17 protein-coding genes are annotated in these 18984 nt (G+C 70.8%); 13 read left to right on the plus strand and 4 right to left on the minus strand.

Going from position 1 to position 18984, the window contains the following annotated elements; translation table 11 throughout:
* The first annotated feature begins 103 nt into the window (after positions 1–103).
* The 5 genes from lepB to recO are packed head-to-tail and all read left to right on the plus strand — an operon-like array spanning position 104 to position 4065.
* Positions 104–880 (plus strand): signal peptidase I, encoded by a 777-nt coding sequence (gene lepB, locus ACK41C_RS14625; RefSeq protein WP_409655730.1) that lies wholly within the window; start codon positions 104–106, stop codon positions 878–880.
* Positions 877–1575: a ribonuclease III gene (gene rnc, locus ACK41C_RS14630; protein ID WP_409655732.1), complete on the plus strand. Its 699-nt coding sequence runs from the start codon at positions 877–879 to the stop codon at positions 1573–1575. Before lepB ends, rnc begins: the two co-directional genes overlap by 4 nt.
* On the plus strand, positions 1572–2507 hold the full coding sequence (era, locus tag ACK41C_RS14635; protein ID WP_409655734.1) for a GTPase Era: 936 nt from the start codon (positions 1572–1574) through the stop codon (positions 2505–2507). Before rnc ends, era begins: the two co-directional genes overlap by 4 nt.
* 17 nt (positions 2508–2524) lie before the next feature.
* Entirely contained in the window at positions 2525–3334 is an 810-nt protein-coding gene (locus ACK41C_RS14640) for an arylamine N-acetyltransferase family protein (RefSeq protein ID WP_409655736.1), read from the plus strand.
* Complete coding sequence (gene recO, locus ACK41C_RS14645) at positions 3334–4065, plus strand: DNA repair protein RecO (RefSeq protein WP_409655737.1); 732 nt, start codon at positions 3334–3336, stop codon at positions 4063–4065. Before ACK41C_RS14640 ends, recO begins: the two co-directional genes overlap by 1 nt.
* Here the strand turns inward: recO and purM are convergent.
* The gene (purM, locus tag ACK41C_RS14650) at positions 4062–5087 is read right to left on the minus strand and encodes a phosphoribosylformylglycinamidine cyclo-ligase (RefSeq protein WP_409655739.1); all 1026 of its coding nucleotides are present in this window, start codon (positions 5085–5087) and stop codon (positions 4062–4064) included. The genes recO and purM overlap by 4 nt on opposite strands.
* 95 nt (positions 5088–5182) lie before the next feature.
* Here purM and rnd point away from each other — a divergent pair, with 95 nt between their 5' ends.
* The 7 genes from rnd to ACK41C_RS14685 all read left to right on the plus strand — a co-directional run bounded on the left by rnd (position 5183) and on the right by ACK41C_RS14685 (position 12735).
* Positions 5183–6361: a ribonuclease D gene (gene rnd, locus ACK41C_RS14655; protein ID WP_409655741.1), complete on the plus strand. Its 1179-nt coding sequence runs from the start codon at positions 5183–5185 to the stop codon at positions 6359–6361.
* Between the two features lie 108 nt (positions 6362–6469).
* On the plus strand, positions 6470–6646 hold the full coding sequence (locus ACK41C_RS14660) for a hypothetical protein (protein ID WP_409655743.1): 177 nt from the start codon (positions 6470–6472) through the stop codon (positions 6644–6646).
* Positions 6647–6747: 101 nt separating this feature from the next.
* Complete coding sequence (locus ACK41C_RS14665) at positions 6748–8412, plus strand: putative bifunctional diguanylate cyclase/phosphodiesterase (RefSeq protein WP_409655745.1); 1665 nt, start codon at positions 6748–6750, stop codon at positions 8410–8412.
* Positions 8409–9125 (plus strand): LysM peptidoglycan-binding domain-containing protein, encoded by a 717-nt coding sequence (locus ACK41C_RS14670; RefSeq protein WP_409655747.1) that lies wholly within the window; start codon positions 8409–8411, stop codon positions 9123–9125. Before ACK41C_RS14665 ends, ACK41C_RS14670 begins: the two co-directional genes overlap by 4 nt.
* 78 nt (positions 9126–9203) lie before the next feature.
* Positions 9204–10964, plus strand: coding sequence for a protein kinase domain-containing protein (locus tag ACK41C_RS14675; RefSeq protein ID WP_409655749.1), 1761 nt, complete (start codon positions 9204–9206; stop codon positions 10962–10964).
* Positions 10965–10969: 5 nt separating this feature from the next.
* Positions 10970–11998 carry a type VI secretion system-associated FHA domain protein TagH gene (gene tagH / locus ACK41C_RS14680; protein WP_409655751.1) on the plus strand — a complete coding sequence of 343 codons (1029 nt, stop codon included), beginning with the start codon at positions 10970–10972 and terminating at the stop codon, positions 11996–11998.
* Positions 11995–12735 carry a PP2C family protein-serine/threonine phosphatase gene (locus tag ACK41C_RS14685; RefSeq protein ID WP_409655753.1) on the plus strand — a complete coding sequence of 247 codons (741 nt, stop codon included), beginning with the start codon at positions 11995–11997 and terminating at the stop codon, positions 12733–12735. The genes tagH and ACK41C_RS14685 overlap by 4 nt, the downstream gene beginning before the upstream one ends.
* 376 nt (positions 12736–13111) lie before the next feature.
* Here ACK41C_RS14685 and ACK41C_RS14690 read toward each other — a convergent pair whose 3' ends face one another.
* Positions 13112–14785 (minus strand): glycosyltransferase family 4 protein, encoded by a 1674-nt coding sequence (locus tag ACK41C_RS14690; protein WP_409655755.1) that lies wholly within the window; start codon positions 14783–14785, stop codon positions 13112–13114.
* Between the two features lie 107 nt (positions 14786–14892).
* Here ACK41C_RS14690 and ACK41C_RS14695 point away from each other — a divergent pair, with 107 nt between their 5' ends.
* Entirely contained in the window at positions 14893–15255 is a 363-nt protein-coding gene (locus ACK41C_RS14695) for a hypothetical protein (protein ID WP_409655757.1), read from the plus strand.
* 8 nt (positions 15256–15263) lie between these two features.
* Here ACK41C_RS14695 and ACK41C_RS14700 read toward each other — a convergent pair whose 3' ends face one another.
* The gene (locus ACK41C_RS14700; RefSeq protein ID WP_409655759.1) at positions 15264–16778 is read right to left on the minus strand and encodes a Ppx/GppA family phosphatase; all 1515 of its coding nucleotides are present in this window, start codon (positions 16776–16778) and stop codon (positions 15264–15266) included.
* A complete protein-coding gene (locus ACK41C_RS14705) occupies positions 16759–18984 on the minus strand; it encodes an RNA degradosome polyphosphate kinase (protein WP_409655761.1) in 2226 nt (741 codons plus the stop codon). Before ACK41C_RS14705 ends, ACK41C_RS14700 begins: the two co-directional genes overlap by 20 nt.

Raw genomic sequence — 18984 nt, forward strand, 5'->3', positions numbered from 1 at the left:
CGCCCGGCGGCGAGGTTCGCAGGCCTGAGCTTGCTTGGCGTGTTTCGAGCGTCTAGCTAAGCGCGCTGGCCCGCCGTTTCGCGGGCGCATGCAGGACCCGTCCATGACCGCCACTGCCAAGACCTCGGACGCTTCGGAGAAGTCCGGCCCGGTCAACGAGTTCGTCGAGATCGTGAAGACGGTCGTCTACGCCCTGCTGATCGCGCTGGTGCTGCGGGTGCTGTTCTTCCAGCCCTTCACCATCCCCTCGGCCTCGATGGAGCCGAACCTGCTGGAAGGCGACTACATCATCGTCTCGAAGTGGTCGTACGGCTATTCGCGCCACTCCATTCCGTTCAGCCCGCCGGTGTTCGACGGACGGATCCTCGGCCAGGAGCCGCAGCGCGGCGATGTCGTCGTCTTCAAGCTGCCGCGGGACGGGCGGACCGACTATATCAAGCGCCTCATCGGCCTGCCGGGCGACCGGGTGCAGATGCGCCGGGGCCAGCTCTATGTGAACGGGGAGATGATCCCCCGCAAAGCCCTGCCGCCGGTGATGATTGATTCCGGGTACGGCTTCACCCGCAGCGTGGAACGCTATCAGGAGACCCTGCCGAACGGCCGGACCTACGTCACCTACGACTTCGGTCCCGGCGGCGAGCTGGACGATACGCCCGCCTTCGTGGTGCCGGAGGGGCACTACTTCTTCATGGGCGACAATCGCGACAACTCCCTCGACAGCCGGGCGCCCGACGGCGGCGTGGGCTTCGTGCCGGCCGATCACCTCGTCGGCAAGGCGCAGATCATCCTGCTCTCGTGGGAGCGCGGCGCCTCGATCTTCAAGCCCTGGACCTGGGTGATGGACGCCCGGCCTAGCCGGTTCGCCAAGATCCTCGAATGAACAGGCGGCACGCCGCCGTCGCGGAGCTGGAGCGCCGCATCGGCCATGTGTTCGAAGACCGCGCCCTGCTGGAGCGGGCGCTCACCCACGCCAGCGTCGGCGACGGGGCGACCAAGGTCCGCCACTACGAGCGCCTGGAATTTCTGGGCGACCGGGTGCTGAACCTGGTCGCCGCCGAACGGCTGATGGGCCTGCGGCCGGAGGCGCGCGAGGGCGAGCTGTCCAAGCTCATGGCCCAGATCGTCAACTACAAGGCCTGCGCCCGGGCCGCCCGCCGGGCCGGCCTGCCGGAGGCGCTGCGCCTGGCCCCCAGCGCTTCGAAGATCGGCGCACGGGACAACGACACCGTGCTGGGCGACGCCTGCGAGGCCCTGATCGGCGCGCTCTACGCCGAAGGGGGGGTGGATCTCGCCCGCGGCTTCTTCCTGGAATTCTGGGAAGAGGAGTTCGACCGTCTCGACCAACCGCTCGAGAAGGACCCCAAGACGCGGCTGCAGGAGTGGGCGCAGGGCCGCGGCCTGCCCCTGCCCACCTACCGGGTGGAAGGCCGCGAAGGGCCGGATCACGCGCCGTCCTTCACCGTTTCGGTGCATGTGGGCGATTATGAGCCGGAACGCGCCGCGGGCCGCTCACGCCAGGACGCCGAAAAGGCCGCCGCCGCGGCCATGCTGACCAAACGGGAAGGAAACCCATGACCACCCGCGCCGGATTCGCCGCCGTGATCGGCGCGCCCAATGCGGGCAAGTCCACTCTGACCAACCGCCTGGTGGGCGCGAAGGTCTCGATCGTCACCCAGAAGGTCCAGACCACGCGCTTTCCGGTCCGCGGGGTGGCGATGGAGGGCGAGGCCCAGATCGTGCTGGTGGACACGCCTGGCATCTTCAACCCGCGCCGCCGGCTCGATCGCGCCATGGTCCGCTCGGCCTGGGGCGGGGCGGAGGAGGCCGATGTGGTGGTTCACCTGGTGGACGCCCAGGCCGAGCTCGCCGCCGCCGAGCCGGGCGCCAAGGCCGCCGACAAGCGTTCGGCCGCCGATGTCGAGAAGATCCTCGAGGGACTGAAGGCCTCCGGGCGCCAGGCGATCCTGGCGCTCAACAAGATCGACGGCATGAAGCGCGAGCGGCTGCTCGCCCTGGCCCAGCGGCTCTTCGACACCGGCGCCTATTCCGAGGTCTTCATGATCTCCGCCGCCGACGGCTCCGGCGTGGACGACCTGAAGCGCCGCCTGGCCGAACTGATGCCGGAGGGGCCGTGGCTCTATCCGGAGGAGCAGACCGCCGACCTGCCGGCCCGGCTGCTGGCCGCCGAGATCACCCGCGAGAAGCTGTTCTTGCGCGTGCACGAGGAGCTGCCCTACGCCGCAGCGGTGGAGACCACCGCCTTCGAGGAGCGCAAGGATGGTTCGGTGCGGATCGAGCAGTCGATCTATGTCGAGCGCGAGAGCCAGCGGCCCATCGTGCTCGGCAAGAACGGGCAGACGCTGAAATGGATCGGCCAGAAGAGCCGGGAAGAGCTGACGCACCTGCTGGACCGCCCGGTGCACCTCTTCCTGCATGTGAAGGTCGACGAGCGCTGGGCCGACAAGCGTGAGTTTTACGGGGCCATGGGTCTGGATTTCGACGCCTGAGCCCATAGGTTCGGGCGATGATCGACCTCGACGCCTATTTCGCCCGTATCGGCTATGACGGCCCACGTGAGCCGAGCCTCGCGGTGCTGCGCCGGCTGACCGAGCTTCATCCCGCGAGGATCGTCTTCGAGGCGATCGACGTTCTGCTGGATCGGGGCGTCGACATCGCGCCCGAGGCCGTGGACGCCAAGCTGATCGCGGCTGGGCGCGGCGGTTACTGCTACGAGCAGAACAGCCTGTTCAAGCGTGTGCTGGCCGCCTTGGGCTTCCAGGTGGAGGGCCTGCTCGCGCGCGTGCTCTGGATGGCGCCGCCCGACATCCCGACCCGGCCGAGGACCCACATGGCCCTGCGGGTCTTCATCGACGGCGCGCCGTGGCTGGCCGATGTCGGGTTCGGCAGCTGCGTACCCACCGCGCCGCTGCGGATGGACGTCTTCGAGCCTCAGGCCACCGGGCACGAGGCCTTCCGGTTCCGCCGCGTCGGGCCCGAACTGCTGCTCGAGGCGCAGTTGGGCGAGGTCTGGCAGCCGGTCTATCAGCTCGGCCCGGAGCCGCAGCTCGAGGTCGACTACGAGCTGCCCAACTGGTTCACCTCGACCCATCCAAGCTCGCATTTCCGGCACAACCTGCTGGTCGCGAAGACCACGCCGGAGGCTCGCTTCGGCCTGCTGCACAACCGCCTGACTATCCGTCGCCCTGACGGGACCATGGAGCGCCGCGAACTGGCGCCCGCCGAGATCGAGACGACGCTGGTGGAGACCTTCGGCCTGCCCGTGGAGCCCGCCTGGCGGCCGCTGTTCGAGAGGGCCGCCGCGGCGGGCGGCTGATGGAGTTCGAGGACGACGCCTATGTCCTGGCTGCGCGGGCCCACGGCGAGACCGGAGCCATCGTCGAGCTCCTGACGGCGGGGCACGGCAAATACGCCGCTCACGTGGCCGGCGGGGCGTCGCGGCGCATGCGGCCCTTTCTGCAGCCGGGAGCGCGGGCGATCCTGCGCTATCGCGCGCGCGTCTCCGATCAGCTGGGTTCGGCTGCGCTTGAGCCGGTGGGCGAGGGGCCCTCGGCGCTGTTCGACGATCCGCTGGCGCTCGCCGGACTTTCGGCCGCCGCGGCGGTGGCCGCCGCCGCCTTGCCCGAGCGGGAGCCGCATCCCGGCGCCTTCCTGGCCTTCGAGGCCCTGACGGCGGCGCTGGCCCATCCCGATGTCTGGCCGGCGGTGTTCGTACGGTTCGAGGCGGGGCTGTTGCAGGATCTGGGCTTCGGGCTCGACCTGTCGAAATGCGCCGCCACCGGCGCTGTCGACGACCTCATCTATGTCAGCCCGCGGACCGGCCGCGCCGTCAGCCGCGAGGCCGGCGAGCCCTACCGGGACCGCCTCCTGCCGCTGCCGCCCTTCATGCTGTCGTCCCAGGGGGGGCTTCGATCCGGGGACGTGAAGGCGGGGCTCGACATCACCGCCCACTTCCTGGAGCTCTTTGTCTTCGGGCCGATGAACCGGCCGCTGCCGCCGGCGCGGGTGTGGCTGACCGATCGCCTGGCCGAAGCCCAGCGGCTTTAAGCGGCCGCGAGCTCGCCGCAGACGAAGGCGTCCTCGCCCGCCGCCAGCAGGCCGTCCAGCACCTCCGGCAGGTCCTGCGGCGCCACGATCAGCACCAGCCCGACGCCGCAGTTGAAGGTGCGCCGCATCTCGCTCTCGGCGACGCCGCCCGCCTCCTGCAGCCAGGCGAAGACCGGGGGCAGGGACCAGGCGTCCCAGTCGAACCGGGCGACCAGGCCTTTGGCGATCGCGCGCGGCGGATTCTCGACGAGGCCGCCGCCGGTAATGTGGGCCAGGCCCTTGATCCGACCGGCCTTGATCTGCGGCAACACGCTTCTGACGTAGATCTTGGTGGGGGCCATCAAGGCTTCGGCCAGGCTCCGGCCTTCGGCGAACGGCGCCGGGGCGTCCCAGGACAGGCCGGAGCGCTCGACGATGCGGCGGACCAGGGAATAGCCGTTGGAGTGCGGTCCGCTGGAGCCCAGCGCCACCAGCACGTCCCCGGCCTGCTGGTCGTCCAGCCGCGGCAGCACCGCCCCGCGCTCCACGGCGCCGATGGAGAATCCGGCTAGGTCGTAGTCGCCCTCGCCGTAGAGGCCGGGCATTTCCGCGGTCTCGCCGCCGACCAGGGCTGCGCCCGCCTGCTTGCAGCCCTCGGCGATGCCGGCGATGACGCGAGCCGCCTCGTCGACGTTCAGCTTGCCGGTGGCGAAGTAGTCGAGGAACAGCAGGGGCTCGGCGCCTTGGGCGAGCAGGTCGTTGACGCACATGGCCACCAGGTCGATCCCGACGGTGTCGTGCCGGCCGGTCTCGATGGCGATCTTCAGCTTGGTGCCCACGCCGTCCGTGGTGGTGACCAGCAGGGGATCGGAATAGCCGGCCGCCTTCAGGTCGAAGAGGGCGCCGAAGCCGCCGAGCGCCGCCTCCGCGCCCGGCCGGCGGGTGGCCTTGGCGAAGGGCTTGATCCGCTCGATCAGCTCGTTTCCGGCGTCGATGTCGACGCCGGCCTGGGCGTAGGTGAGGCCGTTCGGTCGATCGGTCATGAGACGCCCTTGCGATCCGGGTGAGTTAGAAAAATCGCCGAATGCGGCCATCCGGCGCTTGCAGACTCGGCGTCGGGCGAGCGTATAGCTACTTGATGACGCCGATTACAACCACCGCCGAACTCCAGGCGTTCTGCGACCAGCTGAATGGCAAGCCTTTCGTCGCCGTGGACACCGAGTTCATGCGCGAAACCACCTATTGGCCAAAGCTTTGCCTGATCCAGGCCGCGGCGCCCGGCGCCCATGCGGTGATCGATCCGCTGGCCGACGGCCTCGATCTCGAACCCTTCCTCCAGGTGCTGCGCGACGAGCGCATCGAAAAGGTGTTCCACGCCGCGCGCCAGGACGTGGAGATCTTCAACAACCTCGAGGCCATGCCTCGGCCGCTGTTCGACACCCAGATCGCAGGCATGGCGGCGGGTTTCGGCGAGCAGATCGCCTACGACGCCATTGTGCGCCAGATGCTGAAGGTGGAGATCGACAAGAGCTCGCGGTTCACCGACTGGGCCCGCCGACCGCTCACCGACGCCCAGCTCACCTATGCCCTGGGGGACGTGACTCACCTGGCCGAGCTGTACCCGAAGTTGCGTGCGCGGCTGGAGAAGGAGGGCCGCCTCGCCTGGGTGATGGACGAGATGCGCGACCTCTGCGATCCGGCCAATTACGACGTCGACCCGGAGAACGCCTGGAAGCGGCTGAAGCCCCGCCGGCATACGGCCAAGTATCTGGCGATCTTCAAGTCCGTGGCCGCCTGGCGCGAGCGCACCGCACAGATGCGCGATCAGCCCCGCGGGCGAATCCTGAAGGATGATGCGATCGACGAGATCGCCACCCAGGCGCCGACCGACGCCGATGCGCTGGATCGCCTGCGTTCGGTGCCCAAGGGTTTCGCCGGCTCGCGTTTCGGTCCGGATCTGCTGGCGGCCGTGCGCGAGGCTCTGAAGGATCCGGAGGCCTACGCCCCGGTGATCGAGCGCAACCGCACGCCCGCTTCGCCGGCCGCCGGCGCGGTGGTGGAACTCATGAAGGTGCTGTTGAAGGCGCGGGCCGAGGATGCGGGCGTGGCCTCGAAGCTGATCGCCACGGTCTCCGATCTGGAGCAGATCGCCAACGACGACCACGCCAAGACCCCGGCGCTCTCCGGTTGGCGCCGGGAGGCCTTCGGCGAGGACGCCCTGAAGCTCAAGCGGGGCGAACTGGCCCTCGTGCTCGACGGGACTCGCGTCAGGGTGGTGGAGGTGCGCCGGGCGCCGCGCGCAACGGCGGCGGAGTAGGCGACGCGGGCGATCGCCGCCCCGGCGCTTTCTTGCGTCGGTTGCTTGTGCGGAAGGTTGTAATGGTGGAGCCTGTTCTGCGAGGGACGTATTCGGGGCTCGCCATTGATGAGCGGTTCGAGCGAGGCTGGCCATCGGCCGCCGGCCGACAGCATCGTGACGCGTTTGCGCTACAGCGGTGAAGACGGCCCGGAAGCGGTGGTGATCGGGCCGGGCCACGCTCCCTACTACGTTTTCCCCGACGGCCGCACCGAGCCTGCGACGCCTGAACTTCAGGACGACTGAGGCTCCAGCGGTCACCTTCCGTTAGCCACGAAACTTCACCGGCCGGTAGAAACCGCCCGCCATAGTGCGCCCGCATGTCACAGGGGGGCGGCGCCGGACATATGGTCGGGCTTGGGGTCTACGGCGCCTTGGCGCGCCTGCCGGTCGGCTACCGCGCCAAGGTGGTGGGACTCGCCATCGCGGCCTGTGCGGCGGCCTTCGGCGCCGGCCTGGCGCAAGGTGCAGGCTGGAGCCTGCTCGGCCTCTCGGCGCTCCTGCTCCTGCTGCTCGTGGGGCTGCTGGCGCCCTTGGGCCTCGTCGGGCGGACGCTGCGGGCCAGCCTCGACGGCGAAGCGGCCGCGAGGCCGCCCAGCGGCTACAACGACGAACTCGGGCGCATCCTCGCCGACGCGGGCGCCCTGGCCGAGCGGCTGGAGGCCCAGCGCCACCGTCTGAACAATCGTCATCCCATCACCGGCCTGCCGACGCGCGAGCCGTTCCTCGCCGGCCTGGAGGCCGATCTCCAGGCCTGCGACCGCGCCATCGTGCTGGGCGTGGTCCGCTTCGCCGACTACGACCGCCTGGCGGCCTTCGACCAGGCCGCGGCGGACGTCGCGCTTCTGGCCTTCGCCGAGCGCCTGAAGGGTGCGGCGCGACCGGGCCATCCCATTGCTCAGGTCGACCGCGACTGTTTCGCTCTCTGGATGCGCCAGGCCGAGGCGCCGCACCTGGCCGCCGGCGAGCTTCAGGCCCTGGGCTATGTGCTCGCCCAGGAACTGGGCGAAGCCCGCATGACCCCCGACGTGGACCTGGCCGCCGCCATTTTCCCGCACGACGGCGACGATCCGCCCACCCTGCTGACCCGCGCCTTCGCCGCCCTGCCCAAGGCCGGCGAGAGCGGCGGCGGGAAACTCGCCTTCTTCTCGGCTCAGAGCCAGGCGGCCGCCCGCGAGCGGTTTTCCCTGGAGAAGGACCTGCGCCACGCCATCGCCCGCGACCAGCTGTTCCTGCATTTCCAGCCTGTGGTGGACCTCGACGCCGGCGCGGTGGTCGGCGCCGAGGCTCTGCTGCGCTGGCGTCATCCGCAGCTCGGCATGGTGTCGCCGGCCGAATTCGTCCCCCTGCTCGAGCAGTCGGGCCTGATCGACGAGGTGGGCTTGTGGGTGCTGAACGCCGCCTGCCGCGAAGCGCGCGCCTGGGAGGAGGAGGGCCTCCTGGGCCTGAAGGTGGCGGTGAACCTCTCGGCCCGTCAGTTCCGCGATCCGGCGCTCAACACCATCATCGTGCGGACTCTGGAGCGCCATCGTCTGGCGCCCGCCGCCCTGGAGGTGGAGCTCACCGAAACCGCCGCCATGGAAGACGCCGACCGTACACGCCGGCAGGTGGAGGAACTGCGCGACCTCGGCCTCTCCGTGGCCATCGACGATTTCGGCGCCGGCTATTCCAGCCTCAGCTATCTGAAGAACCTGCCGTTCTCGAAGCTCAAGATCGACCGCGAGTTCGTGACCAAGGTCGACGAGCGCCGCGACAGCCAGGCCATCTGCCGCGCCCTGGTCGAACTGGCGCGCGGCCTCGACATCAAGGTGCTGGCCGAGGGGACCGAAACCCAGGCCGAGGTCGAGGCGCTGAGGGCGCTCGGCTGCTCGATGTTCCAGGGCTACTTCTTCGCCCGGCCGATGGAGGGCGCGGATTTCATTCGGACCGTGCGTGATCCGGAATGGCTCGCAAGGCTGGCCTCGCCGGCCCGGCGCACGCGCGAGAGCCTGAAGCGGAGATTAGCGGGATGAACATCCGGATCCTGGCCGCCGTCCTGGCGACCCTGGCGCTGGCGGCCTGCGCCCAGACGGCCAAGACCCCGCCGGTCGCCGCCGGCTCCGTCGCCGGCGCCGCTCCGGAGGCGCCGACGCCGCCGGCCTTCGTCGCCACCCCGGGCCTTGGCCCCATGGAGCGCCAGAAGAAGGCCGTCGACCTGCTGGACAAGGGCGAAGCCGACCAGGCGCGCGCCGAACTCCAGGCCCTGCTCGAACAGCAGCCGTCCAACGCCGTCGCCAAGCGCCTGCTGGACCAGATCGACCGGGATCCCCGCGCCCTGTTGGGGGAGAAGAACTTCGCCTATACGGTGCGCTCCGGCGACACCATGTCGGGTCTCGCCCAGCGGTTCCTGGGTGATCCGCTGATGTTCTACGCGCTCGCTCGCTACAACGGCATCGTCGCACCCTCCCAGATGGCCGTCGGGCGCACCCTGCAGATCCCTGGAGCGCCGCGCCCGGCCGTGGCGGCCGCGCCGAAGGACGCCGCCGCGCCGGCGCCCCAGGGGGGCGATCCTGCCCGGGCCGCCGCCCTGCGTCGCAGCGGCCTGGAGGAGCTGAACCGAGGCGCCGTCGACCGCGCGGTCTCGCTGTTGCGTCAGGCGCAAGGCCTCGACCCCGCCAGCGCCGCCATCCAGAAGGACCTGGAGCGGGCCCTGCGGGTGCAGAAGACGGTGAATGCGGCCCGCTGAGGCGAAAAAGCTGCGCCTGCGAATTTTCCTTTAACCTCACACTCTTAAGCTGCGTCGGAAGGTCGCAGGGGCCGGGGCATGCTCAAACTGGTCGGACGTTACGAGGTTCAGGCCGCCATAGGCGAAGGCGCTATGGCCGACGTCTATCGCGCCTATGATCCCGGCATCGATCGGGTGCTGGCGATCAAGGTGCTGAAGGCGGAGTTCCGCCAGAACCGGCAGTATGCCGCGCGGTTCCTGCGCGAGGCGCGCGCCGCCGGCGCCCTCTCGCACCCGAACATCGTGACCATCTACGACGTCGGCGAGGTGGACGGCTATCCGTACATCGCCATGGAGCTCTTGGAGGGCCGGCCCCTCGACCAGGTGATGCAGCGCGAGCGGCTGTCGGTCGAGAGCGTGCTCGCCGTCGGGACCCAGCTGGGCGAGGCGCTGAACTACGCCCACGGGCTGGGCGTGGTCCATCGGGACATCAAGCCCTCCAACATCATGCTCGCCCCCGACGGGCGCAGCATCAAGATCCTCGATTTCGGCATCGCCCGCGTGGCGGAAGCCGAAGGCGACGCCGAGACCCTGAAGACCCAGATCGGCCAGGTCCTGGGAACGCCCCGCTATATGAGCCCCGAACAGGCCCTGGGCGGCGCGCTCGACGGCCGTTCGGACCTCTTTTCGGCGGGCGTGGTGCTCTACGAACTGGTCACCGGCCAGCGGGCCTTCGCCGGCTCCAGCGCCGCCACGCTCGCCCTGCAGATCACCCAGAACGACCCGCGCCCCATCGCCGAACTCGCTCCCGACTGCCCGCGAGGGCTGGAGTTCATCATCGGCAAGCTGCTGGCCAAGAAGCCGGAAAAGCGCTTCGCGACCGGCGAGGAGCTGGCGGCCGCCCTGCGCCGCGAGCAGGCCGCCCACGCCGCGGTCATGGCCGAAGGCGCGCAGGGGCGCCGGAACCTGCCGCTGCAGGCCCGCATGGCGCTGGTCATGGCGACCATCACCTCGGTGGTCCTCTTCGCCGCCGTGGCCCTGGTCCTCGATCGCCAGGAGAAGGCGCTTCAGGAGATGGCGCTGACCTCCGGCGTGGCTATGACCTCCTTCGTAGCCAGCAATGCGGCCCTGGCCGCCGTGGAGAACGCCGCCGCCGCGCCCGGCGAGCGGGACTGGGCGCCCGTCGAGGCCTTCGTGAAGGCCGCCGCCGCCGACCAGAACGTCCGGGCCATCACCGTGGTCGATTCCGAGGGCTTCATCCGCGCGTCCGACGACACCGCCACCCTGGGTCGGATCTACGAGACGCCGCGCGGCGAAGACCTGCTGCGCGAGGGCGAGGACGCGACCGTCACCGCCCTGAAGCTCGAAACCGGGGAGGGGGCCTTCCGCTTCGTGCGCCCGATCCGCTACGCCGGCCGCAACTTCGGCCTGGTGGACATGACGCTGTCCAAGAAGGAGCTGGAGGCGGCGCTGGCCCTTTCCTTGGGGCTCATGACGATCCTGTCGCTGGTGGTGCTGGGCGTGGTGATCGCGGTGGCCTACGCCGCGGCCCATCATGTGGCCGCGCCGGTGCGGCGACTGAAGGCCGCGCTGGCCGATGCTGCGCAGAGCCGGCTCGACTTCCGCATCTCGCACAATCGCCGCGACGAGTTCGGGGAACTGTTCGACGGCTTCAACCGACTGGCGGGCATGGTGCAGCACCGGCTGGAGAACGAGGCCACGCCCGAGGAGCCGCTCCGCGCGCCCGAAACCCTGCACGCCGCCGCCGCGGCCGCCGAGCGCGCCATGGAGGCGGTGGAACGCACGCGCATCCTCGACGCCGAAGCCGGCGCGCGGACGGTGATCGCCACCCGGAGCTGACGTCCGTGCCGACCTCGACCCAGGCGGCCCGCGCCGCGCCGCTCGCCGCCGTCACCCTGCGCCTGTTCCGGCAGGACGACCCGTTCCACCCCCTGGCCGAGCGCCGCCTCGAAGAGGGCGAGCTGGTGATCGGGCGCGATCCCGGGACCGGCTGGTCCATTCCCGACGAGACCCGCGCGGTCAGCCGCGCACACTGCACGCTGCGGCTCGCCGGCGGCCGCCTCACCCTTCGCGACACCTCCTCGAACGGCGTCCTGCGCGGGCCCGAGCGCGAGCGCCTGCCGCCCGGCGAGGCCGTGGAGGTCGTTCCGGGCGACGTGTTGCGGATCGGCGATTTCATGCTGCTGGTCGAAGGCCTCGACAGCCCTGAGGCGCCGGTTCTGCGGCCCGTGCCCGCAGCGGATGCGGGCGCGGACTGGCCGGAGCCGGAAGGGGCCGGCCGGCCCAGCGACGGCTCCCTGCTGGACGCCTTCTGCGCCGGCGCGCGGATCGATGCGACGGGGTTCGCCGGTGAGGATCCGGTCGAGGTGATGCGGCGCCTGGGCGCGGTCTATCGGGAGATGGTGCTGGGGCTCTCGGACCTGATGGACGAGCGCACCTCGGTGAAGGCCGAGTACCGCATGGACCGCACGACCGTCGGCGCCGAGGGCAACAACCCCTTCAAGTGGGCGCCGGCCCAGCGGGTGGCGGCCGACCTGCTGCGGCCGCGGGGCGAGGGCTTCCTGTCGGGGCCGGCGGCGGTGAAGGTCTCGTTCGAGGACCTCAAGAAGCACCTGCTCTGCACGATGGCCGGCCTGCGCGCCGCCGTGCTCGCCACCTTCGAGGCGCTCTCGCCGGAGGCCGCCCAGGCGCAGGTCAAGGGGCAGCAACTCCTTCGCAACCGCGAGGCCCTGGCCTTCGCGGCCTATGCGAAGCTGCACGAGGATCTGCAGTTCAAGGCGCTGGAGGATCCGGAGAGTCCGCCGAACCGCGCCTTCCGCCACGCCTATGAGCGCCAGCTGCAGGAGCTGGACGCGATGAGCACCCGCGCATGAGCCAGGCCGCGGCGCGTCGGCCGCTGAGCTTCACGACGCTCGCCCGCACCCGCGCCGGATCGGGCCGCGACCACAACGAGGACGCCTATCTGGCGCGACCGCAGGTGGGCTTGTGGGCGGTGGCCGACGGCATGGGCGGCCACCGGGCGGGCGAGGCGGCCAGCGGCGCGGTTGTGGAGGCCTTGCGCCAGGTGCGCCCGCAGCTCTCCGGCTACGCCCTCCTGCGCGAGATGCGCGAGCGGCTGGTCGGGGCCAATGCGGTCCTGCGCGCCCAGGCTGCGGCCCTGGGCGAAGGCGCGGTGGTCGGCTCCACCGTCGTCGCGCTCGCCGTGCACGAGGATCACTACGCCTGCGTCTGGGCCGGCGACAGCCGCGCCTATCTGCAGCGTGGCGAGCTCCTGATGCGGCTGACCCACGATCACAGCCTGGTCCAGGAGCTGATCGACGGCGGGGCGCTGGACGAGCGCGACGCCGGCAAGGCCCGGATCTCCAACGTCATCACCCGGGCGGTGGGCGCCTCCGACGGGCTTGAACTCGGCGAAACCCATGGCGACCTGCGCCGTGGCGACATCCTGCTGCTCTGTTCGGACGGGCTGACGGGGCTTGTGCCGGACGTGGAAATCGGCGAAACGCTCGCCGCCTTCGAGCTTCAGGCGGCCGCCGACCGGCTGCTGGAGCTGGTCGAGGCCCGCGGCGGCCGGGACGACGCCACCTTCCTGCTGGTGCGGGCCGACTGAGCGGCGGTTTCTGGGGAAAGCCCGGCGCGCCTTGGTCGCCAAGCGGTTGCGGCGGCGCTCCACAAGTTCTGCACAGCTTGTCCACCACCCGGCCAACAGCCGGGGGGGGTCGCGCGCTTGCCGTCCGCGCCATCCTGGGCGAGCCTTCCCTTGCCGAGAGCGACGCGGCGGCGGCGGACCGGGAAACCGGAACGCCCACGGCGCGGAAGGCCCCAGGCGGGGGCGGGGCGACCCGCGCCGGCCGACGGCGCCGGAGACGTAGACAGCATGCGGGGGCGACCCCGTCCGCCTGAAACGTCGAAGGTCTCAAACGGCGCAGGCCTTCGGGTCTGGATGAGAGGGCGACGCGGCGGGCGACCGGTGCGTCGCCCTCTTGCTATGCGCTTTCAGCCCAGTCCAGCACGCCGAGCTTGGCCAGCCAGGCAAGGGTGAGTTCGGCGGCGCGGCGGCGTTCGGCCGGCAGGGCCTCACAGAGCGCGCGGACCGCCAGGGGGCCTTCCGCAGCGAGGCGATCCACCATCGTCCGGGTCTCGGCGTCGGCCAGCCGCCAGCCGTCGCCGAACCGGTCGAGGGCGAGGCCCGCCGCCCGCTCCAGATCCGCCACCCCGGCGCCGTCCCGGACCGACACCACCGTCTCGGCCCGCAGCACCTGGCTGGCGAAGCCTGCAAAGTCCCGGAAGGGATCGCCCTTCACGGGGTTGAACATGTGCCGGCGCGAGGGCTCGGCCGCCGCCTTGCGGATCGCGGCCAGCTCGTCCACCAGTTCGCGCACCTGGCGGGCGACGACCGGCCAGTCGAATGTGGTGCGGATGCGCTCGCGCCCGGCCGCCCCCATGCGTCGGCGCAGATCCGGGTCGGCGGCCAGGGCGCCCAACGCCTGGGCCGCGCGGCCCACATGCACGGCGGTGTGCTGGGCGACCGCGCCCACATAGGTCTGATAGCTCTGCACCTGCAGGACGTGGGCCGCCGCGATCGCCCGTCCGGCGCCGTTCAGCGGCCCGCCCAGGGTGGGGATCAGGAAGCCTTCCCGCCCGTCCCGGACAGTGAAGCGATAGCCGTCCCAGTCGCTGACCACCACCGGCAGGCCGGAGGCCATGGCTTCCAGCGGCGTGATGCCGAAGGTCTCCTGGATATTGTCCACCAGAGAGAGGAAGACGTCCGCGGCGGCCCACAGATCGGCCAGGCGGCTCCGGTCGTTGCCGTCGATGAAATGTACGGGAACCGAGGGTGCGTAGGCCTGGGCGGCGGCCTCGTAGAGCGGGCGATGCACCTCGGGGTTCGGGAACCACCCGGCCAGGGCGAAATGCACGCGTGCGCCGCTCTCTCGGGCGGCTTCCTCGACGGCGCGGAACATGGCTTGGGGGAAGGCCTTCTCGAAGAAGGAGAGCCGTCCCACCCAGATCACCAGCACGTCGGTCTCGGCGAGCCCCAGCTCCTCGCGCAGCGCCCGCCGCGCCTGCGGTCGGTCCGCCTGGGCCGCGAAGTGCGCTCCGTCCACGCCCAGCGGCACGAGCGGCAGGTTTGGCGTCGGCAGCCGCCCGCCGCCGGCGCGCTCGGCCAGGTAATCGGCCTGTTCCTCGAACATGCGCGCCAGCGCCTCGCGCACCGAGGGCGAGGTGCAGATCAGGGCGTCCCAGGGCTGGGTGGGCGCCAGCGCCGTGGCGGCGATGGTCTGGCGGGTGATCGGCGGGGCGATGGTGTGGATCAGGCCGAGCAGGCTGTAGGCGCGGTCGCCGGCCACTCGCCGCCGCATCCAGGCCAGGTCGGAAATGTCCGGCAGGCCGCGCAGCAGGGCGCCGGCCGCCGCCGCCGCGCCCATGTCCAACAGGCCGTGCGAGGCCAACCGCGTTCCGCCGGAAGCCTCACCGAGCAGTCCCTGGGCCAACTGGCTGGGCGGGAGGGGATCGGGGACCAGCAGGTCGACCTGTTCGAACCCTCCGTGGCGCGCCAGGGCGCGGAACAGGTCGAGGTTGGCCACGTCCTTGCCGAAGACGTTGTTCCCGAGGCCCAGCTGTCCGGAGGGATGATAGAGGGCGAGACGGGAACTCATGCGGGCCGGGTCCAGGTCGTCGGGGCCGCGACCATAGGGGCGCCGCCGAGCTTGCGGAACCCTCGCGGGCCTCCGGTGTTGGCTTCTCCGGCACGCCGGAGGTTCGCATGAGGGTGTTTGTCGTGGCGCTCGTCGCCGCAGCGGTGGGGCTTGGCGGGTGTGTGAGCTCGCCCAAGCAGACGGTGCTGAATCTCGACACCACCGATCGAAAGTGGACGTCCTCCCGGTGCGTGGCGGCGCGGAAGGCGGTCGCCCGCTACGATGACCAGGAGGCGACCCGCGGGGTGGTGGGTTTCGTCGGCAACCTCATGGCGCCCTTGGCGGGTACGGCGGCTTCTCTGGCCATGAGCGCCGCGCGCGACGACGAGCGCGCCGCCCTGAACCGCCGCGTCCGCGTCGCCTGCATCTCCGATCCCCTGAACGAAAAGCAGGCGAAGAAGACCAGAAAGCGGGCCTACGCCCAGCGATAGGCCCGAACTCAGCCCAGCCGGAGCTTCAGGCGCAGGGCCTGGGCCAGGGTCTGGGCCCGCTTGGCGGTCTGCTCGCCCAGCAGCATGTCGCGCCAGCGGCCCTCGGCGTCGAGGGCCAGGGTGTCGCCCTCGATCTCCAGTCTCGCGTGGCGCAGCAGGCCGGCGTTGCGGCCGGAGAGGTCGCAGCCCAGGCGGATGGCCGCCCCGAGGGCCCGTGCGCGCTGCCGGCGCTCCGGCGTCAGCAGGCGGGCGATGGTCGCCGCCTGGGGCAGGTTGGAGGACGAATTGTGCCGGGCGAAGCCGGCGCAGGCCAGGAAGGCGCGCTCCGCATGGCTCATGCCGGCCACCGGCGCGCGCAGGATGATCTCGAAGGTGAGTTCGCCGCGATGGTCCGGATGCAGCCGCGCGCCCAGGTCGGCGATGCGGCAGGCGGCCGCCGTCAGCGCCGGCTCACGCGCGCCGAACACCGGCGGCAGCTTGCCGAGCGCGGGTCCCACCCACGCCTCTAGCGCCGCGCCCAGGTCGGGCGACAGGCCGCGGACCTGCGAAAGCGCCTCGAAACCTTCGATCAGCGGATCCTGGCCGCGCACGCCCGGCGGCATGGAATCCAGCAGCAAGCCCTCCCGCAGGCCGTAGGCGGAGATGACGATATGCTCCACGCCCAGCCGCTCGATCAGGGCGTCCAGCACCAGGGCCGAATAGGGCAGGGTGTCGAAACGCTTCTTGGACAGGCCCACCATCCGCTCCAGCGAGGCGCGCGACTGGCGGGCGACGAAGCGGGCCACGTCCAGGGCGTCCGACCGGCTCATCTCGTACTGATGGGCCACCCGCAGGGGATAGTCGGCCATCTCCATGTGCAGGAGGGCGAGGTTGCGCCAGGCGCCGCCGACGGCGTGGAACTCCCGCGTGCGGAATCGCAGGGCCGCGTCGTCGAGACGCTCAGCCACGATCCTGCGCACCCGGTCGGCCTCCAGCGGCCGCGGGGCGCCCAGGGCGAAGGGGCCGAGCGGCAGGGTGATTCCGGAGGGCATGTCGGCGTCGAGATGCACCAGCTCAAGGCTCGACCCGCCCAGGTCGCCGGCCACGCCGCGGGCGTCCGGCTGGCCGGCGCGCACGCCCAGCGCCGCATAGCGCGCCTCTTCCGCGCCCGAGAGCACCCGCAGGCGCAGGCCCGTCTCGGCCTGGATGCGGGCGATGAAGTCCGGGCCGTCCCGGGCTTCGCGCACGGCCGCCGTGCCGACCGTCATGACTTCGGCGGCGTCCCACTCGTCGAGCACCGCCCGGAACCGCCGAAGCGCGGTGATCGCCACCTCGACGCCGTCGGGCGAGAGCCGGCCGGCCGACGGCAGGTCGCGGCCAAGCCCGGCCAGGGCCTTTTCGTTGAAGACGGTCCAGATCGCCCGGCCTTCCAGCCGATAGATGACGAGGCGGACGGAGTTCGATCCGACGTCGATCACCGCCGCCTGGCGGCCCGCCGCCGCCGCCGCTGTCGGGGCCGGCTCGCTAACCGCGCGTGGCCACATGATCGATCGCGCGCGGCATGTCCTTCACCTTCTGTCCACGGCCCGAAAGGCTGGGATTGGTCATGAAGTACTCGTGCGCGGAGAACGCGGCCGGGTCGTTCCATGACGGGTCCCGCCTATAGCGCCCCTCGCCGTCGAGGGTCCAGCTCTGGGCTTCGTCCTTCAGGTTGGCGACCATGATCTGCTGCAGGACCTGCTGGTGCACGGTCGGGTTCTCCACCGGCGTGAGGCACTCGACCCGGCGGTCGAGATTGCGCGGCATCCAGTCGGCCGACGAGATGAACACACGCGCCTCGGGCGAGGGCATCGGCTTGCCGTTGGCGAAGGCGACGATCCGCGAGTGCTCCAGGAAGCGGCCGACGATGGACTTGACCCGGATATTGTCCGAGAGGCCCGGCACGCCGGGGCGCAGGCAGCAGATGCCGCGGATTACCAGGTCGATGGGCACGCCGGCCTGGGAGGCGGCGTAGAGCGCATCGATCACCACCGGGTCGACCAGGGCATTCAGCTTGGCCCAGATGGCGGCGGGCTTGCCGGCGCGGGCGTTCTCCACTTCCCGCCCGATCAGGGTCAGCAGGTCCTCCTTCATGGTGACCGGCGAGAAGGAGAGCTTCTCCAGCCGCTCGGGCCGGGCGTAGCCGGTGATGAAGTTGAACAGGCGGGCGCTGTCGCGGGCCAGCGCCGGATCGACCGTGAACAGCGACAGGTCGGTATAGATCCGCGCCGTCAGCGGGTGGTAGTTGCCGGTGCCGAAGTGGCAGTAGGTGCGCAGCGCGTCCCCCTCCTTGCGCACCACGATCGAGAGCTTGGCGTGGGTCTTGTACTCCACGAAGCCGAAGACCACGTGCACGCCGGCGCGCTCCAGGTCGCGCGCCCATTTCAGGTTCGCCTCCTCGTCGAACCGGGCCTTGATCTCCACAAGGGCGGTGACGTTCTTGCCGGTTTCGGCGGCCTCGATCAGGGCCGCGACGATGGGGGAATCCTGCGAGGTGCGATAGAGCGTCTGTTTGATCGCCAGCACGTTCGGGTCGCGCGCCGCCTGGCGCAGGAACTGCACCACCACGTCGAAGCTCTCGAACGGGTGGTGGACCAGGATGTCCTTGTCGCGGATCGCGGCGAAGCAGTCGCCGCCGTGGTCGCGGATGCGTTCGGGGAAGCGCGGCTGGAACGGCTTGAACTTCAAGTCCGGCCGGTCGGAGGGGATCAGCTGCGAGAGTTCGTCCAGGCCCAGCAACCCGTCGATCAGGATGATGTCTTCCTGCTTGGCGTGGAGGTTCTCGCAGATGAAGCCGCGCAACTCCTCGGGCATGTCGGCCTCGATCTCGACGCGGACCACCGAGCCCAGCCGGCGCTGCTTCAACCGCGCCTCGAACTCGCGCACCAGGTCTTCGGCCTCCTCCTCGATCTCCACGTCGGAATCCCGGATCAGACGGAAGACGCCGCGGATTTCCACGTCGGAGTCGGGAAACAGGTGGTCGAGGAAGAGCGCCGTCATGCTCTCCAGGCTGATGAAGCGCCGATCGGGTCGCTTGCGGCGTCCGCCGCCGGGGGAGGGCAGCTCCCAGAACCTCGCCACCTGGGCCGGGATCGGCACCAGGGCGTACATCAGCCGCCCGTCCAGGCGCCGCTTCGCCTTCAGCACGATGGAGAAGGCGAGGTTGGGAATGAAGGGGAAGGGATGGGCCGGGTCGATGGCAAGCGGCGTCAGAACCGGAAAGACGCGGCTTAGGAAGACCTCCTCCAGCGCCTGCTTTTCGGCGGGAGCGACCTGGTCGGCGCCGACCAGGGCGAGGCCCTCCTCGGCCAGCTCGCGCCGCAGTTCGCGCCAGCGGGTCTGCTGGTCCTTCATCAGTTCGGCGGCCTGGGCGTTGACGCGGACCAGCTGCTGGGCCGGCGTCAGGCCGTCCTGCGAGACCACCCGCACGCCCTCGCGGGCCTGGGCCTTCAGGCCGGCCACCCGGACCATGTAGAATTCGTCGAGGTTGTTGGCGGAGATCGAGAGGAACCGCAGGCGCTCCAGCAGCGGGTGGCGCGGATTGCGGCTTTCGTCCAGCACGCGTTCGTTGAAGGCGAGCCAGGAGATCTCGCGGTTGAAGAAGCGGTCGGGAGAGCGCGCCAGATCGGCGTCCAGCGCCAAGGGGGTATCGGCGACGTCGGTCCGCCGGGAGGCGGGGGCGGAATAGGTCATTGCAGCGTCCGGGGGCAT

This window comes from Phenylobacterium sp., from assembly GCF_046290725.1.
Lineage (GTDB): Bacteria > Pseudomonadota > Alphaproteobacteria > Caulobacterales > Caulobacteraceae > Phenylobacterium.